Here is an 18,010-nt window from a genome sequence, read left to right as displayed (position 1 = left end):
CCGCCGAAGCGGCGGAATGCGCGCCCGTCCTCCTCCGGCCCCGTACGGGGGTGCCCCCGGCCGCCGCGCCCGTGCCGGAGCGGTCCCGTCCGGCCGGTGCCGGTCAGGGAGGTGGCGGACGCTTCCTGCCGTGGGGCGCCTCCGTGAAGGTCTCGTCCGCACCCAGCGCCTCGGCCCCGGGGGCCGAACGGGAGGGGTCGGCCGGGTTGTGGGCGTGCCGGCCCCGGGACGGCGGCGGGGTGCTGTCGCCCGCGGCGCCCGCGCCGCGCGGCGGCAGCCGCAGGGCGAGCAGGGCGACGTCGTCGCCGCGCGGGTCGATGCGCTCCAGCAGTTCGTCGCAGAAGTCCTCCAGGTCGCGGCGGGCCAGGGCGGCGGCGTGCCGGCCCAGCAGCTCCATGCCGGTGTCGATCGGCCGGTCGCGGCTCTCCACCAGGCCGTCGGTGTAGAACAGCACCGTCGACTCCGGCGGCAGCCCCTCGTGGGCGTCGGGCCAGTGCATGCCCAGGTGGAGGGTGGAGCTCATGCCGAGCAGGGGGCCGTGGCCGTCGTCCAGCCACCGGACGCCGCCGTCCCGGGTGACCAGCAGCGGCGGCGGGTGCCCGGCGTTGACCCAGTGCAGCCGCCACGGGCCGCCCTCGTCCCCCTCGATGCGGGCGAAGACGACGGTGGCCATGGGCGCGTCGCTGGTGTTGGTCATCGCCTCGTCCAGCCGCCGCATGATCAGGCTGGGGGGCTCCTGGCGGTCCCAGGCCAGGGCGCGCAGCATGTTGCGGACCTCGGCCATGTGGGCCGCCGCCTGCAGGTCGTGGCCGACCACGTCCCCGATGACCATGGTGGTGGTCCCGTCGGCCAGCAGGAAGGCGTCGTACCAGTCGCCGCCGATCTCGGCGGCCACCTGTGCGGGCCGGTAGCGGGCCGCCATCCGCAGGTGGTCGGTCTGCGGCAGCGGGGTCAGCAGCTGGCGCTGCATGGTCTCGGCGACGTGCCGCTGCTGGTCGAAGAGCCGGGCGTTGTCCATCGCCAGTCCGGCCCGGCGGCCGATGTCGGCGAGCACCGCCGCCTCGTCCTCGGTGTACGGCCGGGCCCGCCCGGTGCGCGCGGCCGTCAGCATTCCGAAGACCTGCTGCCGGCTGCGCAGCGGGACCGCCACGGCGCTGTGGCCGCCGAGCCGCTCGAACAGCTCCCGGTGGGCGGCGGCGAGCGGCGAGCCGGGCGTCCGCGCGATGTCGTCGGCGGTCAACCGGACGGGACCGGCGCCGCGCAGCACCCGCGCGGGGGCCGAGGCGGTCTCCCGCGGCAGCGGCGGCAGCGGGCCCTCCAGCTCCGCCGCCTCCGGGTGGTCCCGGCTGTGGACGGCGGCGCGGCGCCCCTCGCCCGCCGGGTCGGTGCACACGTCCACCGCGGTCCAGTCGGCCAGTTCCGGCACCAGCAGGCGGCCCGTCTCGCGCAGCATCCGGGAGACGTCCAGATCGGAGATGAGGACGGAGGAGACCTCCGTCACCAGCGTCAGCCGCCTGGTCAGGGTCTCCAGCACCGCCAGGTGGGCCTCCGTCTGCCTCTCGGCGGCCCGGCGCACGCTGAAGTCGTGGAAGGTGAAGACCAGGCCGGGCGGCTCCCCCGGCAGCCGCAGCCTGGAGGCGGACCAGATGATCGGAACGGTGGTGCCGTCGCCGCGCAGCAGGTACTCGTCACCGCCCTCGCGGGGGCGTCCGTCGGCCAGCGTCCGCAGTGTCCGGCACCGCTCCCGGGGGTAGGGGCCGCCCTCGGCGGTGCGGTGCAGCAGGTCGTGCAGATCGCGGCCGAGCATTCCGCCGGCCCGGCGCGCCGTGATCTGCTCGGCCCGGGGATTGACGGCGATGAGCCTGCCCGCGGCGTCCGTGGCGAACACGCCGGAGCCCACGTCCTCGAAGAGCGCGCGCAGGACGCCGGGCTCCCGTGCCCGGTCGGGTGCGCTCGTCTCCCCGGCGTCCCCGGTGGTCCCGTCTGCCACACCGCCTCCTCGCCGGCCCCTCCGTGCCGGGCTGCCCGGCGCCCTCGCCGCGGCTCCTCGGGACCGCCGGTTACCCCCTACCCGAATTAAGGGATGTTCAGCACATACCGCCCGGAGACGTGGCCGCCCGTCCGATGTCGTGGCCCGGACGGGTGGCACGGCGCGCCGGGGGCATGGCAGGGGCGGCTTCCGGGGATCCGGTGGGGCGGGTGTGACGAAGGAGGCAGGAGTGCAGGCTGGTCGGACGGTGTCGGCGCTCCCCGCGCGGGAAGGGCCGTAGTGTGCCTGATGTTCCCGGACCCGTGATCGAGTTCGTCAAGCGGCGCAGGGAGCCCGCGGTCGTGCAGGCCCTGCGCTCCACGGCCGCGGCGACCATCGCCTATGCGACCGCCCTGTGGCTGACGGACGCCCGTGCCCCGCTGCTGGCCCCGCTGACCGCCCTGCTGGTGGTCCAGGTGACCCTGTACGCCACGCTCACCAGCGGCATCACCAGGGTCAACGCCGTGGTGGCGGGGGTGACCATCGCGGTCGGCTTCAGCGCCCTGGTGGGTCTGAGCTGGTGGAGCCTGGGCCTGCTCATCCTGACCTCGCTGGCCGTGGGCCACCTGGTGCGGGCGGGCGACTTCATCCCCGAGGTGGCGATCAGCGCCATGCTGGTGCTGGGGGTCTCCCACGCCACCGACCTGGCGCTGAGCCGGGTGCTGGAGACCCTCATCGGCGCCATCGTCGGGCTCCTGTTCAACTTCCTGTTCGTGCCGCCGGTGTGGGTCCAGCCTGCCGAGGAGGCGCTGGTGGACCTGGCCGGGCGGATGCGCCGGCTGCTGCTGCACATGGGCGAGTCGCCGGGCGTCCACACACCCGTGCAGCGCGCCGCGGCCCGGCTCCACGAGGCGCGCCGGCTGGACAACGACATCGTCCAGGTCGACGCCGCCCTCGTCCAGGCCGAGGAGAGCCTGCGGCTCAATCCGCGGGTGAAGGAGGCGCTGCTGTCGCGGGTGGTGCTGCGCACCGGCCTGGACACGCTGGAGATCTGCACCTCGGTGATGCGGTCGATGTCGCGGACCCTGACCGACCTGGCCCGGCACCGCGAGGACGAGCCGCTGTTCCCGGCGGACGTCGCCGCCGAACTGGAGGAGCTGTTCGAGCACATCGCCGAGTCGGTGCGCAGCTTCGCCGTCCTGGTCACCAGTCCCCTGAGCGCCAGCTCGGAGGAGGCGGAGGACCGGCTGACCAAGGAGCTGGAGGCCGGCCGCGCCAGCCGCGAGCGGGTCGCCCGGCTGATGCTCGCCCGCGTGCGGGAGCACCCCCGCCAGTGGCACCTGCTGGGAGCGCTGCTGGCCGAGAGCGACCGGATGCTGGACGAGCTGGACGTGGAGAAGCGCTCGACTCGTCTGGCGGAGGAGCTGGACCGCTACACCCGCGAGGAGCGGGACCGGCACCCCAGGCTGTACGAGTTCAAGCGCCGCTTCCGGCTGCCCCGCTCCCGGCGCCGGCGGCGGCGCCGGAAGCGGACGGAGGCCTGAACCGCCGGTTCCGGGCGGTGCCGAAGGCTTCGGGACGCGGTTGTCAGTGACCGGTGGTTTGCTGGGGAGTGGGCCGGCCCGCACCGCGGCCGGCCGGTCGGAGAGCGCGTGCGCCGTCCGCCCCGCGAGCCGGTGCGGACGAGCACGGTCCAGGACACAGGGGGCCCTGATGGGTGACGTCACCACGACGGACGGCGCGGCGGGCACGGTGACGCGCGGGCCCGCGGCGGACGAGTCACAGCTGGAGCGGCACCGGTCGGAGCTGACGGGCTACTGCTACCGCATGCTCGGTTCCGCGTTCGAGGCGGAGGACGCCGTGCAGGAGGCGATGGTGCGGGCCTGGCGCGGTCTCTCCCGGTTCGAGGGGCGGTCCTCGCTGCGGTCCTGGCTGTACCGCATCGCCACCAACGTGTGCCTGGACATGCTCGGCCGCAGCGCCCGGCGCGCCCGCCCCGTGGATCTGTCCTCACCGGGCCGGCCGGAGCTGCGCCCCGGGTCGGCACTGCCGGAGGCCACCTGGATCGAGCCGATGCCCGACGCACGGATCCTCCCGGACGGCGGCGACCCGGCCGAGGCGGCCGTGACGCGCGAGTCGGTGCGGCTGGCGTTCGTCGCGGCGCTCCAGCACCTGCCGCCCCGGCAGCGCGCGGTGCTGATCCTGCGCGAGGTGCTCGGCTGGCGGGCGAGCGAGGTGGCCGAGCTGCTGGACACCACGGTCGCGTCGGTCAACAGCGCGCTCCAGCGCGCGCGGGCGACTCTCGCCTCCGGCGAGGTCTCCGCCGCCGGGAACCCGGACGCGGGGACGCTGGACGGGGCCCGGCGCGACCTCCTGGAACGCTACGTGCGCGCCTTCGAGGCGTACGACCTGGACGACCTCACCTCCGTGCTCCACGACGACGCCACCTTGTCGATGCCGCCCTACGGGCTGTGGCTGCGCGGCCACGCCGACATACGGGCGTGGCTGACCGGGCACGGCAGCGGCTGCCGCGGTTCGCGCCTGGTCCCGGTGGCGGCGAACGGCCGCCAGGGGTTCGGCCAGTACCGCCCGGCGCCGGACGGCGGCTTCGCCCCCTGGGCGCTGCAGGTGGTGGAGGTGTCAGGCGGGCGGATCACCGCACTCGACTCCTTCCTGGACACCGCCCGGCTGTTCCCGCTCTTCGGCCTGCCCGCGCGCCTCGGCGCCCGCTGAGCCGGCCGGCTCCGGCCCCGCGTCCGCCCCCGGCAGCGGGGGGCGGCCCCCGGCGGGGGGTGCCGCCGGGCTCCCGGGCCGAAGGCGCGCGGTCCGTCGTGAGCGGCCGGGACGTCCTCCTGTCCACCGGCCCTCGGCAGGGCGGACCGGCGGGCGGAACCCGTCGGCCGCCGCCCCGTCGCCACCCGCCCGCGGATCGGCGCGCACGGCGGCCGGCGGTCACGCCTCCCCGCCCTTCCCCGCGCCGGCCGCCCGCGGGGCGGCCGATGAGTTCGGCGCCCCGGTGCCGTCCACCCTTGTGCGGGCGGTTCCGCGCACCGTCCGGCACGGAGCGGTCCCGGGACCGCGGCCCCGCGGCCCCGCGGCCCGGAAACGATCGAGGAGGAGCGAATGTCCAGGAAGATCTTCGTCAACCTGCCGGTGAAGGACCTGAAGCGGTCGACCCGCTTCTTCACCGCGCTCGGGTTGGCCTTCGACCCCCGGTTCACCGACGACAACGCCACGTGCCTGGTCATCGACGACGGCATCTACGCCATGCTGCTGACCGAGCCGTTCTTCGGCTCCTTCACCCCCAAGGAGGTCGTCGACGCCACCGGCGGCACCGAGACCATCCTGGCCCTGGGCGTGGACAGCCGGGAGGAGGTCGACGACCTGGCCGACAGGGCCCTGGCCTCCGGCGGCTCCCCCGCCAACGAGCCGATGGAGGAGGAGGCCATGTACGCGCGCAGCTTCCAGGACCCGGACGGGCACCTGTGGGAGGTGGTCCACATGGATCCCGCGGCGCTGCGCGAGCAGGAGGCCGCACCCGCCTGACCGGCGGGCGGTACGGCCGGGGCCGCGTCCCGCCTGCTCCGTCCGGGTGATGTGCCCGCGGTGGGCGCGTCACCCGCGGACCGCGCCCGTTTCGCCCTCCGCCGCGCGGGCACCCCGGCGAAACGCGCCCGGCCCGGCGCGCCGGCCCCGAGCCGGCCGGTGCCCCGGCCGCGGGCGGTGCCCCCGTGCGGGCGGGCGACAGCGGCCGAGCGAGGAGGAGGAGCCATGGGCGGTTCCGCGCATGTGGACCTGACGGGCAAACGCGCCCTGGTGACGGGAGGGGCCCGCGGACTGGGCGCCTCCATCACCCGGCGCCTGGCACGGGCCGGGGCGGCCGTGCGGGTGGTGGACGTCCGGCGCGAGGAGGGCGAGAAGTTCTGCGCCCGGGTGAGCGAGGAGGAGGGTGCGGACGTCCGCCTGCTGGAGGCGGACGTCCGCGACGCGGAGGCGGTCGCGGCCGCGTTCCGCCGGCTGGACGAGGCGTCCTGGCCGCTGGACGTCCTGGTCAACAACGCCGCCGTGGACGTCTCCAAGCCCATCGAGCACCTGACCGCCGAGGAGGTCACCCGGGTGGTGTCCACCAACCTCCTGGGGCCGATGTACCTGTGCCTGGAGACCTACCGGCGCATGGTCGCCCGCGGCGGCGGCCACATCGTCAACATCCTGTCCACCGCGTCCAACCGCACCTGGACCGAGGCCGGCCCCTACTCGGCGGGCAAGTCCGGGCTGCGCGCCTTCACCCACACCCTCTTCAAGGAGGCCCAGCGCGACTGTCTCGGCATCGGGGTGACCGGGGTGATCGCCGGCGGCATGGAGACCCCGTTCGTCACCGAGCGCTTCCCCGACGCCGACACCTCCAAGCTGCAGAGCCCGGACATCGTGGCGGACGCGGTCCTGTGCGCGCTGTCGGTCCCCGGGGGCAGTGTGATGCCCGAGGTGGTCGTCGTCCCGCGCACCGAGACCTCGTGGCCGTGAGGACGGCGGCACCCGGAGGAGGCACGCCGCACCGGGGACGCCCGGTGCGGCGCGCCGCCGCGCATCCGCCGCCGGGAGCCGGGGCGGGTCGGCTCAGGCCGGGGTGATCGGCACCTGGAGTTCGGTCACCCACTTCGCGGTGTCCTCGGGACACTCCAGATACAGCTCGCGCGCGTAGCCGGTCGGCCGGTGGCCGCTGGTGTCGATCCAGCGGGCGAGGACCTGCTCGGTGGCGACGCTGTCGTCCATGGGACCGCGGTGGACGGCGGTGGCGGCCCGATCGATGGCGGGCAGGTCCACGACCGCGAAGTCCGGGCCCTCCCCCGGCTCGGCCGAGACCGCGACGCCGGCGTGGACGACGACCGCGCCGCCTCCCTCCGGCGCGTCCTCGTACCAGGCGATCCCCGGGCCCGTCGGCATCACCCCGGCGCGGTCCAGCCGGCGGAACAGCTCGCCGTACAGGGGCTGGATCACCGGCCCGATGTCCTCCGGTCCGTAGCTGCCGGCGGTGCCGGTCAGTTCGGCCACCCGCACCGGCGGAATGCTCTTGACCACGACGTCCTCGGTGGGCATGCGTCCCTCGCTCTCGATCGTCCGGAGTCTCGCCTCGACCCGGGCCAGCCGCGCGGTGGCGTCGGCCACAGCGGCCTCCAGTTCCGCCCGCCGCAGCCGGAGCATCCCGCGCAGCTCCTCGGTGCTCACCCGCTCGTCGAGGATCGTCCTCACCTGATCGAGGGTGAAACCGAGGTCCTTCAGCGCGACGACGCGGTTGAGGCGGGCCAGTTGGACCGCCTCGTAGAAGCGGTAGCCGGTGGCCGGGTCGACCCGTGCGGGGCGCAGCAGACCGATCGCGTCGTAGTGCCGCAGCATGCGGACGGACACGCGGCCGTGCCGGGCGAAGTCTCCGATGGTGAACATGACGCCTCCCACTGCAGCGCCTCACACGGTGTCAGGGTCAAGCGCCGCCCCTTCACCCGGGGGCACGGCCGGTTCCGACCGACCGCGCGGCCCTCATGACCGGCCGGCGACGCGGTCGTCGGCGCGGGCCGCGGTGCGGGCGACGGCGTCGGTGATCAGCGGCCAGAGCGGCTCGGGCAGGTCGTGCCCCATGCCGGGGACGACCAGCAGCTCGGCGCCGGGGATCGCGGCCGCCGTCGCCTCGCCGCCGCTGCGGTCGACGAGCGGGTCGTCCGCGCCGTGCACCACCAGCGCCGGGACCGCGACGGAGCGCAGGTGCGGCGTGCGGTCGGGCGAGGCCAGGAGTGCGGCGTACTGGCGGGCGACCCCCTCGGGGCGGTGGGCGCGGTCGTACGCGGCCGCGGCGCGCTCGCGCACCTCCCCGGGCGGGGTCGGGTGGGCGGGGGAGCCGAGGACGGCGGCGGAGCGGACGGCCCGCGCCGCGGCCTCCTCCCGGCTGCGGGCCGGCGGCGCCGCCAGGAGGGCGAGCGCCTCGGGAGTGGCCCTGCCGACCGAGCGGTCCCCGGTGGTGGACATGATCGAGCACAGCGAGCGCACCCGGTCCGGACGGTCGATCACGAGCTGCTGGGCGATCATGCCGCCCAGGGAGGCGCCGACGACGTGTGCGGCGCCGACGCCCAGCGCGTCGAGCAGCCCGGCGGCGTCCCGCGCCATGTCGGCCAGCCGGTAGGGGACGGTGGAGGTGTCGCCGGCCAGAACGGCCCCGATGTCCGGGGGCGGGGCCCCGTCGAAGGCGGTGGACAACCCGCTGTCGCGGTTGTCGTAGCGGATGACGTGGAAGCCCCGGTCGGCCAGGGCCCGGCAGAACTCCGGCCGCCAGGCGGTCATCTGCATGCCCAGCCCCATGATCAGCAGGAGGGCGGGGCGGCCGGGCTCGCCGAAGGTGTCGTACTCCAGCTCGATCCCGTGGGTCAGGGCGCGGGGCATCGGGCTCCTCCTCGGAAGACGGCTCGGCCGGGACGGCCGGGCGACCGCCTCCTACCGGCCGGTCGGTACGATAACCGGCCCGCACCCCGATGGGAACGGGCGGGGCGCACCGGTCCGCCCGCCGTCCGCGGCCCCGGGATCAGCCGCGCTCCCGCCGTTCCGCGCCGAAGGAGACGGAGACCTCCTCGAACCCCAGGGAGCGCAGCAGGTTCTCCAGCATGTCCTCGGTGTTCCGTTCGGCGCGCGCCGCCAGACCGCTCTCCTCCGCGGCCTCCGCGATCCGCTCCGCGGCGACCCGGTGCACCTCCCGCTCGTCACCGGGGTTGTCGGAGAAGGCGTCACCGAGTCGGTCGAGGAGGCCGCGCTCCTTGGTGACCGCGTAGGAGCGCTCGACGTCCAGCGCGGGCTCCTCCAGGCGGGCGCGCGGCAGCCGGACCGCCGCCCGCGTGCGGTCCTCGGCGACGGTGACGGCGTCCTCGCCGAGACCGCCGAGGTCCACGTACGCGCCCACGTCGCCCGTCCCGACGAACAGGGTCCGGCTGCCGCGCACGGCGTCCGGGAGGAACTTCGCGTCCTTCTCCAGGTCGACGACGACCTGGAAGGTACCGGACGCGCCCTCGTAGCGGCTCATGTCCCGCAGGGACTTCAGCACCGCCGGGCCGGTGCGGTCCTCGGTGCGGGTGGCGAACGGGTTCTCCAGGTCCGGCAGCAGCCGCAGTTGCCCGGCCAGCAGCACCCCCGCCGGCAGGAGCACCAGCAACAGGAGCAGGACGAGCCGTCCGGGAGTGGCGAGAGACCTTTCGGACCGGGCCATCGGGGCACCTCCGTCGGCTGCTGCGGGAGTCTCCGCACGCCCTCGTTCCCCGAAATCCCCTCCCTGAACGGGAACCGGGCCGCCGCCGGACGCGCGCCCCGGCCGGGGTGCCGGCGGGGACCCGGGCCGGGCGGGGAGGGATCCGGTCCGGCCGGACGTCTGGAGGCCGTCCCGCAAACGATCTCCACGTCGTCTCGGGCGAGGTCGGTCGTCGTGCGGGGCCGCCGGCCCATCCGGCGAGGGCCGGGGTGTGCATCCGGGCGATGCCGGGCACGGCGTGGTGGACGCCGTCGCCTTCGAGGCGGCAGTCGCGGAGGGTCTTCCAGGTCCTCATGCGGGCGAAGACGTGCTCGACGCGGGCGCGGACCTGCTTGCGGGGCCGGTTGTGTTCCTCCTCCCTGTCCGGGAGTCCGGCCCGGCCCTTCGTCCTTCGGTGCGGGAGGAGCAGTCCGGCGCCCCGGTGACCGCCGTCGGCGGTCGCTGCGGGGCCGGAGCGCGAGCATCGGCCCGAGGTGGTCGATGATGCGGCCCGCCGCCGACTTCGGCATCCCGAACGACAGGGCGGGCTGACCCGCCGTCAGGTCCGTGCGCCGGTATGCCGCGGCCAGTGGGGCCCGGGCCTCCAGCGGCAGGCTCCACGGCCGGCCCTTGCGGACCGCGTCCGCACCCCCGCGCCGCAGAACTGTCACCAGCTTCCCGAAGGCACGCGGGCTCAGCCCGGTGAACGGGGCTGTCCAGGACGGCTCCAACGCCGTGATCACACCAGCCACGGGAATCGTCCCACCGCGTGCGCTCCGGGCTGCCGGCTGCGTCGCCCCCCTGCACGATCCTGTCCCCGGGCGGGGAGCGGACCCATAGCATCGTCTGCCATGGCTACAGTGATCCTGACCGTCGGACTGGCGTTCATCGGCTACCTGGCGACCTATCTGAACGGACTGCGCCTTGCACAGCGACAGGCCCGACTCACGCGCGTCAACCAGCAGTTGAGCGACTTCTACGGGCCGCTGTTCGCCCTCATGGAAGCCAACAGCCGAACCTACGACACCTTCTCGGAGAAGTACGCTCGCCCCGACGGCCGCGATCCCTTCCGCCATGACACACCACCCACCGAGCAGGAACTCGCGGAGTGGCGCACCTGGGCCACAACCGTCTTCATCCCCAACATCAGGGCCATGCGGGACGTAGTGGTCACCAAGGCCGACCTCCTCATCGAGGAGGAGATGCCCCCGGCCCTCCTCCAGCTCTGCGCCCATGTCTCGGGCTACGAGATCACTGCTGCCCGATGGGCCCAGGGCAACTACGAGGAGCACCTGTCACTCATCTCCTTCCCCGGCCGGGAGCTCAGGGAGTACATCCGCGACAGGTTCACACAGCTCAAGAGCGAGCAGGCGCGTCTGCTGGGACACAGCCGAACTGCCCGCGGAAACCGACGAACGAGTCCCGTCGGGTGACGGGGCGGACTGCGCCGGTATTTACGGGACAGCCTTAGGCACCCGGCCCGGCAAGAGACCTCGCCGCCCCGCCGTTCCCCCTTCCGCATACCGGTGCGGCGCGTCCGTGAATATATTCCGCCGGCAACCGGTCGATTCACCGGTGGATACCGGAGATTGAAAGGGGAGGACGCGCGGGACGGAACGGCCCGGCCGGGGCGCGCCCTGCCCGTGGTTTCCCAACTGCCTCATCCCGTCGTGTGGTTGGCGCGAAAAGACGACCCGGGAACGGCAACCGATCCAAGGCCCGGCGGAATCCGGCGGATCGCCGGGACGGCGCGCACCAGGCGCCGTCCGGCGGCGCCGGGGTGCCCTGGGCGGGCCGCCCCGGCAGCTCGCCGGAGGCGTTCGGGAATTCCTCCCTGCCACCCGGAACCCGGTGCGGGACATTTACCGCACGCGGCGATCCGGAATGCGAATCGCTTGGCGACGGCACCGAGGAGGCGTTTCGGCCGTGTTCCCGGAGAGCTGCGCGGAACCTTGCCCGGCGGTGCGCGGCTCCCTAGGTTGGGAGCGATCCCACCTCCTTTTTTGCGAATCTGCGGAAAACCGGGCCGCGAAGGCGCCGCCCGGTTGCGGGGCGCCGCCCCGCCCCTTCCCCGCAGGTGCGCTCCGGCCACCCGGACCGTCCGTCCGCGAACACGCGCACCGCTCCGGCCGCGACCCGGCCGAACGCGCCCCACCGCGGACGGGTCCGCTCCCGGCCTCCGACGGGACCGCCGGCCCCGGGGCCGCGCCCCGTCCGGCCCCGCGGAGACGTCCGGGGACCCGGGAAGCCCGGATGGCACCGACCGCACATCCCGTCCCGTGGACCGACGGAGCCGGAACCGTTCCTCCCCGCGTCCACGACGATCGATTGGAGAACCATGTCCGGAATCCTTCTGGCCGGCGGAGCGGCCGCGGCGCTGTTCGCCTCGGCCCTCTCCGGCATCGCGCTCGGCACGGAACCGACCTCCACGGTCCCCGACGAGAAGATCCAGGTCAGCGTGAACACCGTCAACGGTTCGGGGTGCCCGGCGGGGACGGCGGCCGTGGCCGTCTCCTCCGACAACACGGCCTTCACCGTGACCTACAGCGACTACCTCGCCGTGGCCGGCGTGGGCGCCCAGCCCACCGACTTCCGCAAGAACTGCCAGCTCAACCTCACCGTGCGCGTGCCGCACGGCTTCACCTACGCGATCGCCGGCGTGGACTACCGCGGGTACGCGTACCTGGAGAGGGGCGCCACGGCCACCCAGAAGGCCCAGTACTACTTCCAGGGCTCGCCCGACACCACCGCCTCGTCGCACCAGATCTCCGGCCCGTACGACAGCAACTGGCAGACCGCGGACCGGACCGAGATCGGCGAGCTGGTCTGGGCGCCCTGCGGCGTGGAGCGCAACGTCAACGTCAACACCGAGCTGCGGGTCGACGGCGGCGAGTCCGCCGACAGGACCACCAGCTTCATCGCGATGGACTCCACCGACGGCGCCGTCAACACCGTCTACCGGATCGCCTGGAAGAGGTGCGAGGCCTGATCCGCACCACCGGCACGGACCGCGCGTGGCCCGCGTTCCCCCCTTCGAGGCGGAGGACGCGACGGCCGGGCCCGGTGCCCGGTCACCGGTTCCGGGCACACCGGCCGGTGCCCCGCCGGGCCGCGGGTCCGGGCGGGGGCCCCGGAGCGCGCGCCCCGGGACCCCCGCCCTCCCCCGGCCCGTTCCCGCGTGCCCGCGGACGGTGCGCGCCGGGGGCGCGGCACCACGCGCGTCGGTCAGTCCCCTCCGGCGGACGCACCGTGCCCTCCGGCCCGGTGTGCCCCACAGACGCTTGATTGGAGAACCATGTCCGGAGCACTTGCAGTGGGTGGTGCGATCGCGGCGCTGGTCGCCTCGACGTTCTCCCCGAACATCGTCGTCTCCACCCCCACCTTCGAGGACGCGCCGACCGACAGGATGGTGATCGACGTCGTCACGGTCAACGGGTCGGGCTGCCCGCTGGGGACGGCGGCCGTGGCCGTCTCCCCCGACAACACGGCCTTCACCGTGACCTACAGCCACTACCTCGCCCAGGTGGGCGTGGGGTCGAAACCGACCGACTTCCGGAAGAACTGCCAGCTCAACCTGGCCGTCCGGGTTCCACAGGGCTTCACCTACGCGATCGCCGGCGTGAACTACCGGGGGTACGCGTTCCTCGCCGAGGGCGCCACCGCCACCCAGAAGGCCCACTACTACTTCCAGGGCCAGGCGGAGACGAACGAGGGCGTCCACCAGTTCACCGGACCGTTCGACGACAACTGGCAGGCGAGCGACGTGACCGAGATCGGCGCCCTGGTCTGGGCGCCCTGCGGCGAGATCCGGAACTTCAACATCAACACCGAGCTGCGGGTCGGCGGCGGCACCTCCGACACCTCCCGGACCACCAGCTTCATCGCGATGGACTCCACCGACGGCTCGGTCAACACCACCTACCAGCTCGCCTGGAAGGAGTGCGACGCCGACGACGAGGGGTGACGCTCCCGCTCCCGAGGCCGCGCCGACGCGGCACGGCACGGTACGCGCTCCACGGCGCGTACCGTGCCCGGTGCGCCGCGCACGGCCGGCGCGGCGCACCGGACCCCACCGCGCCGTCTCGGGGCTCCTCCTCCCGTTCGCGCGCCCCCCGCATCCGGTATCCGCCGGTATCGAACGGACGACGACGGGTACCGGTGGTCTCGTGGGAGGGCCTTCGGGCCCGTTCCGGACACGTGCGCCCGGCCGGCACGGGCCGCGACCGCGAACCGCCGGCGGGGGCGAGGAGACGACGACGTGGAGAGCGGAGTGACTGTGACCGATCACCCGGGCGAGGCGGCGACAGCCGAATGGAACGCGGCGGCCGGCCCGCGCCCGACGGGCGACCCCGGCGGCATGCGCGAGCACCTCGGCGTGGACGAGGGCCCCGCACCCCAGGATCTGCCCCCGAACCTGACCCAGGCCATCCTGGAGGCCACCAAGCAGGTCGCCTCCCTGCTGAAGGCCGCCGGCCACCCCTTCGCGCTGGCCGGCAGCGTCGCCGTGTACGCGCACGGCGGGCCCGGGAACCTCCAGCACGACGCCGACTTCTGCATCCTCCCCGAGGACGCCGACGCGGTGGCCGACACCCTCCGCGACGCCGGGCTCGAGGTCTACACCCCGCCGGAGGACTGGCTGCTCAAGGCCCGGTGCCTGGGGCAGGACATCGACCTGATCTTCGAGCTGGCGCGGCAGCCGGTCTCCCGCGAGCTGCTGGAGCGGGCCGAGATGCTGCCGGTGGAGTCGGTCCGCATGCCCGTCCTGGCCGTGACCGACCTGATCGCCTCCCTGCTGAACGCCTTCACCGAGCACCACTGCGACTTCGGTGCCGTCCTGCCGATCGCGCGGGCCCTGCGGGAGAAGGTGGACTGGTCCCGGGTGCGCCGCGAGTGCGGTGCGGCCCCCATGCCCGACGCCTTTCTCTACCTGCTGGAGCGCCTGCAGGTCATCGAACCGGAGGAGGAGCCCCATGACGGACCGTGACGTTCGGCGGACCGGCGGGCCGCAGGCACCGGGGGCGGGCCCGGGAGGCGGCGCGGAGCGCCCGTCCGGGTCCGCCGCCCCGGAGCAGGCCGAGAACATCGAGTACCGCATCGCCCACCTCCAGGAGCGGCTCGTCCGCGAGGAGATCGCCGAGCTGGGCATGCGCGTGGAGACCCGCGGCGGCACCGTGGTCGTCAGCGGCACCGCGCCCACCACCGAGTGCCGCGACACCATCGTGCGCATCGCGGAGGAAGAGCTGGCAGGCGTGCCGGTACGGACCGACATCGTCGTGGCCGACGCCACGGCCCCCGACCGTCCGGAGGAACTCGCATGATCCGCATCGCAGCCGTCGGTGACATCCACATGGGCCCGGACAGCAGGGGCGTCCTGCGCCCGGCCTTCGAGACCCTGCCCGACTGCGCCGACCTCCTGCTGCTCGCCGGGGACCTGACGCGCCACGGGACGCCCGAGGAGGCGCGGGTGGTCGCTGACGAGGTCGCCGGCCTGGGCGTGCCGGTGGTCGCCGTGCTGGGCAACCACGACCACCACGACGAGCGGCCCGAGGAGGTCGCCGCCCTGCTGCGGGACGCGGGCGTGGCCGTCCTGGAGGGCGAGGCGGCGGTCTTCGAGGTCGGCGGCACGTCCGTCGGCGTGGCGGGGACCAAGGGCTTCGGAGGAGGGTTCGCCGGGCGCAGCGGCGGGGAGTTCGGCGAACCGGTGATGAAGGAGTTCATCCGCTACAGCCGCCGCTGCGCGGACGGCCTGCGGGCCTCCCTGGAGGAACTGGGCCGGCAGGGGTGCGCCGTGCGCGTCGCCCTGACGCACTTCTCCCCCGTGCCCGACACCCTCGCCGGGGAGCCGCTGGAGATCTACCCCTTCCTGGGCAGCTACCTGCTGGCCGAGGCGGTGGACGAGGCGGGTGCCGACCTGGCCGTCCACGGGCACGCCCACGCCGGCACCGAGCACGGCATGACCAGCGGCGGGGTGCGGGTGCGCAACGTCGCCCAGCCGGTCATCCGCCGCGCCTTCGCGGTCTACCACCTCCGGGCCGGCGAGGCCGGGACGGAGGAGCAGGGCAGCGGCGCCGACGCGCTGGTCGAGGCGTCCCGCTGAGACTTCGGGCCCGCCGCCGGGCCCAAGGAGGGAACCGGCCATGTCCGACACCCCCGAGCCGGCCGGCGCCGGCACGGACGACACCGCTTTCGACCGGCTCGGGCGCGTCGCCGCCGAGGTCTTCGGCTGGCACGAGCTGCGCCCGGGCCAGGCCGAGGCCATGCGGCAGGTGCTGCGCGGCAGGGACACCCTGGTGGTGATGCCCACCGGTGCGGGGAAGTCCGCCGTCTACCAGGTGCCCGCGGTACTGCTGTCCGGCCCCACCGTGGTGGTCTCGCCCCTCCTCGCGCTCCAGCGCGACCAGGTCGAGGGGCTGTCGGGGAGCGACGCGCCCGATGCGGTCGCGGTCAACTCCGACCAGGCCGCCGGTGAGACCGCCGAGGCGTGGCGCGCCGTCCGCGAGGGGGACGCCGAGTACCTCCTGCTCTCCCCCGAGCAGCTCGCCAAGGACGAGGTGCTGGAGCGCCTGGCGCGCACCCGGCCCTCGCTCTTCGTCGTCGACGAGGCCCAGTGCGTCTCCTCCTGGGGCCACGACTTCCGCCCCGACTACCTGCGTCTGGGCCACGCGGTGGAGCGGCTGGGCCGGCCCACCGTCCTCGCCCTGACCGCCACGGCGGCCCCTCCCGTGCGGGAGGAGATCGTCGAGCGCCTGGGCATGGAGGACCCGGCCCGGATCGTCGCCGGCTTCGACCGGCCCGGCCTCCGGCTGGAGGTGCGCCGGTTCCGGGACGACGAGGAGAAGCGCCGGGCCGTGGTGGAACGGGCCGCCCGGGAGCCGAAGCCCGGCATCGTCTACACGGCCACCCGCAGGGAGACGGAGGAGTACGCGGCGCGGCTGGCGGAGCTCGGCCTGTCGGCCGTCCCCTACCACGCGGGGCTGCGCGCGGCCGAGCGCTCCCGGGCCCACGACGCCTTCCTCGACGGCGAGTCGGACGTGGTGGTCGCCACCTCCGCCTTCGGCATGGGCATCGACAAGCCCGACGTGCGGTTCGTGCTGCACGCCTCCGTACCCGGCTCCCCCGACGCCTACTACCAGGAGATCGGCCGGGCGGGCCGGGACGGCGCCCCGGCACTGGCCGTACTGCACTACCGGCCCGAGGACCTGGGGCTGCGCAGGTTCTTCTCCGGGGGGCGTCCCGACCCCCGGGTGCTGGCCGACGTCGCCGCGCGGATCCGGCGCCACGGCGCCCCGCTGTCCACCGCCCGGCTGCGCGAGCTGACCGGGCTGTCGGCCAACCGTCTCACCGCCACCGTCAACCTCCTGGAGGAGGCGGGCGCGGTGGACACCACGGACGACGGCGAACTGGTGCCCGCCGGCGACCTCCGCCCGCACGAGGCCGCCGACCGCGCGGTCGAGGTGGCCGAGGCGCGGCGCAGGATGGAGCGGTCCCGGCTGGAGATGATGCGCGGCTACGCCGAGGCCACCGGATGCCGGCGCCGCTTCCTGCTCGGCTACTTCGGCGAGGAGTACGAGCCGCCGTGCGGCAACTGCGACACCTGCCTGGCCGAACGGGCCCGCGAGGAGGAGGGGCGGGAGGAGTTCGGGCACCTCGCGCAGGAGCGCGGCGACCGCGACGAGGCCCCGCGGCCGGACGCGGGCCGGTTCCGCAGCGGGGCGCGGGTGCTCCACCGGGAATGGGGCGAGGGGCTGGTGATGAGCGAGGAGGAGGACCGGATCACCGTGCTGTTCGACACGGTCGGGTACCGCACCCTGTCCCTGGAGACCGTGGTCGGGCAGGGGCTGCTCACGCTCGCCGAGGGGGCCGGGGACTGAACCCTCCGGGCCGCGGCCGGCCCGGTCCCGCCCTCCCTCAGGAGCCGGCGGTCTCCAGCGAGAACAGCGCGCCCTGCGGGTCGCGGACGACCGCCAGCCGGCCCGCGGGGGTGTCGGCGGGCGGTGACACCACCTCGGCGCCCAGCTCCGCCGACCGGACCGCCGAGGCGTCCACGTCCTCCACCGCGAAGTGGAGGTGCCAGTGGGGCCGCACCCGCGGATCGGGGGCGTCCTCCACCGCGCCGCTGCTCAGTCCCGCCACGGTGTGCCCGTCGATGCGCAGCACCACCCGCTCGTGCTCGTAGCGGATGTCGTAGCGCTCCGGGTCGCCCTTGTCCCAGCCGAACACCTCGCCGTAGAAGAGGGCGGCGGCGAAGGCGTCGTGGGTGCGCAGCTCCAGCCAGGAGGGGGCGTTGAGGCGGCTCCCCGCCCGCCACTCCGGGTCGACGCCGCCCTCCCAGATGCCGAAGAGCGCCCCGGCCGGATCGGCGGCCCAGGCCACCCGGCCCGCGCCGAAGCCGACCGGGCCCACCGCGACGGTGGCACCGCGCTCCCGCACCCGGCCGGCCGCGCTGTCGACGCTGTCGGAGGCGAAGTAGGGGGTCCAGGACGACAGGACGCGCAGGCTGTCCCTGGCCTCGCCCAGCCCGGCCACCGGGACCCCGTCGGCGAGCGCGACCACGTAGTGGCCGAGCTTCTGCGAGCCGGGCCGGTACCGCCAGCCCAGGAGCTCCCCGTAGAAGTGCTGCGCGGCTCCCAGGTCGGGGGCCAGCAGGGTGGCCCAGCAGGGTGCGCCCTGGGGCGCGCGCACGGTCTCCGTCACGGCCGATCACCACACTGTGTCTCGTCGTGTCTCGCTCGAGCCGCCGGCTCGTGGCGGGCTGGTCGCTTCCGAAAGGGGTGGACGGCGGT

At 74.8% G+C, this 18,010-nt stretch carries 16 protein-coding genes and 1 pseudogene; 11 read left to right on the top strand and 6 right to left on the bottom strand.

All coding sequences use genetic code 11. The features are described 5' to 3' along the window. Window positions 1–103: 103 nt before the first annotated feature. Window positions 104–1,990, bottom strand: a complete 1,887-nt coding sequence (locus tag ACFSJS_RS07000) for a SpoIIE family protein phosphatase (protein ID WP_380897923.1) — start codon at window positions 1,988–1,990, stop codon at window positions 104–106. Between the two features lie 281 nt (window positions 1,991–2,271). On the opposite strand from ACFSJS_RS07000, the gene ACFSJS_RS06995 reads away from it, so the two are divergent. The 4 genes from ACFSJS_RS06995 (at window position 2,272) to ACFSJS_RS06980 (ending at window position 6,490) form a co-directional block, all read left to right on the top strand. Then, window positions 2,272–3,513, top strand: coding sequence for an FUSC family protein (locus ACFSJS_RS06995; RefSeq protein WP_380897921.1), 1,242 nt, complete (start codon window positions 2,272–2,274; stop codon window positions 3,511–3,513). Window positions 3,514–3,682: 169 nt separating this feature from the next. After that, entirely contained in the window at window positions 3,683–4,702 is a 1,020-nt protein-coding gene (locus ACFSJS_RS06990; RefSeq protein WP_380897920.1) for a sigma-70 family RNA polymerase sigma factor, read from the top strand. Window positions 4,703–5,092: 390 nt separating this feature from the next. Continuing rightward, on the top strand, window positions 5,093–5,515 hold the full coding sequence (locus tag ACFSJS_RS06985; RefSeq protein ID WP_380897918.1) for a VOC family protein: 423 nt from the start codon (window positions 5,093–5,095) through the stop codon (window positions 5,513–5,515). A gap of 225 nt (window positions 5,516–5,740) precedes the next feature. Further along, a complete protein-coding gene (locus ACFSJS_RS06980) occupies window positions 5,741–6,490 on the top strand; it encodes an SDR family oxidoreductase (RefSeq protein ID WP_380897916.1) in 750 nt (249 codons plus the stop codon). 93 nt (window positions 6,491–6,583) lie between these two features. Here the strand turns inward: ACFSJS_RS06980 and ACFSJS_RS06975 are convergent, their stop codons facing one another. The 4 genes and pseudogenes from ACFSJS_RS06975 to ACFSJS_RS06960 form a co-directional block, all read right to left on the bottom strand. After that, on the bottom strand, window positions 6,584–7,408 hold the full coding sequence (locus tag ACFSJS_RS06975; protein ID WP_380897914.1) for a MerR family transcriptional regulator: 825 nt from the start codon (window positions 7,406–7,408) through the stop codon (window positions 6,584–6,586). A gap of 93 nt (window positions 7,409–7,501) precedes the next feature. Further along, window positions 7,502–8,395 (bottom strand): alpha/beta fold hydrolase, encoded by an 894-nt coding sequence (locus ACFSJS_RS06970; protein WP_380897912.1) that lies wholly within the window; start codon window positions 8,393–8,395, stop codon window positions 7,502–7,504. A 139-nt stretch (window positions 8,396–8,534) separates the two neighbouring features. Then, window positions 8,535–9,209 carry a DUF4230 domain-containing protein gene (locus ACFSJS_RS06965; RefSeq protein ID WP_380897910.1) on the bottom strand — a complete coding sequence of 225 codons (675 nt, stop codon included), beginning with the start codon at window positions 9,207–9,209 and terminating at the stop codon, window positions 8,535–8,537. Between the two features lie 232 nt (window positions 9,210–9,441). After that, window positions 9,442–9,979 (bottom strand): annotated as a pseudogene (locus tag ACFSJS_RS06960) (transposase family protein); the annotation flags it as partial. Window positions 9,980–10,078: 99 nt separating this feature from the next. Here ACFSJS_RS06960 and ACFSJS_RS06955 point away from each other — a divergent pair. The 7 genes from ACFSJS_RS06955 to ACFSJS_RS06925 all read left to right on the top strand — a co-directional run bounded on the left by ACFSJS_RS06955 (window position 10,079) and on the right by ACFSJS_RS06925 (window position 17,098). After that, a complete protein-coding gene (locus tag ACFSJS_RS06955) occupies window positions 10,079–10,660 on the top strand; it encodes a hypothetical protein (protein WP_380897908.1) in 582 nt (193 codons plus the stop codon). 905 nt (window positions 10,661–11,565) lie between these two features. Continuing rightward, the gene (locus tag ACFSJS_RS06950; RefSeq protein ID WP_380897907.1) at window positions 11,566–12,216 is read left to right on the top strand and encodes a DUF4360 domain-containing protein; all 651 of its coding nucleotides are present in this window, start codon (window positions 11,566–11,568) and stop codon (window positions 12,214–12,216) included. A gap of 306 nt (window positions 12,217–12,522) precedes the next feature. Beyond that, entirely contained in the window at window positions 12,523–13,191 is a 669-nt protein-coding gene (locus ACFSJS_RS06945; RefSeq protein WP_380897905.1) for a DUF4360 domain-containing protein, read from the top strand. A 393-nt stretch (window positions 13,192–13,584) separates the two neighbouring features. Further along, a complete protein-coding gene (locus tag ACFSJS_RS06940) occupies window positions 13,585–14,211 on the top strand; it encodes a hypothetical protein (protein WP_380898318.1) in 627 nt (208 codons plus the stop codon). Beyond that, the gene (locus tag ACFSJS_RS06935; RefSeq protein ID WP_380897904.1) at window positions 14,198–14,545 is read left to right on the top strand and encodes a BON domain-containing protein; all 348 of its coding nucleotides are present in this window, start codon (window positions 14,198–14,200) and stop codon (window positions 14,543–14,545) included. Before ACFSJS_RS06940 ends, ACFSJS_RS06935 begins: the two co-directional genes overlap by 14 nt. Then, complete coding sequence (locus ACFSJS_RS06930) at window positions 14,542–15,324, top strand: metallophosphoesterase family protein (protein ID WP_380897902.1); 783 nt, start codon at window positions 14,542–14,544, stop codon at window positions 15,322–15,324. Before ACFSJS_RS06935 ends, ACFSJS_RS06930 begins: the two co-directional genes overlap by 4 nt. A 40-nt stretch (window positions 15,325–15,364) precedes the next feature. Beyond that, entirely contained in the window at window positions 15,365–17,098 is a 1,734-nt protein-coding gene (locus tag ACFSJS_RS06925) for a RecQ family ATP-dependent DNA helicase (protein WP_380897900.1), read from the top strand. A gap of 37 nt (window positions 17,099–17,135) precedes the next feature. Here ACFSJS_RS06925 and ACFSJS_RS06920 read toward each other — a convergent pair whose 3' ends face one another. Next, entirely contained in the window at window positions 17,136–17,921 is a 786-nt protein-coding gene (locus ACFSJS_RS06920; RefSeq protein WP_380897898.1) for a VOC family protein, read from the bottom strand. Window positions 17,922–18,010 lie beyond the last annotated feature (89 nt).

This window comes from Streptomyces desertarenae, assembly GCF_042681365.1.
Taxonomy (GTDB): Bacteria; Actinomycetota; Actinomycetes; order Streptomycetales; family Streptomycetaceae; genus Streptomyces; species Streptomyces desertarenae.
Note: the sequence above shows the minus strand (reverse complement) of the source record. Positions and strands in the feature narration are given on the sequence as shown.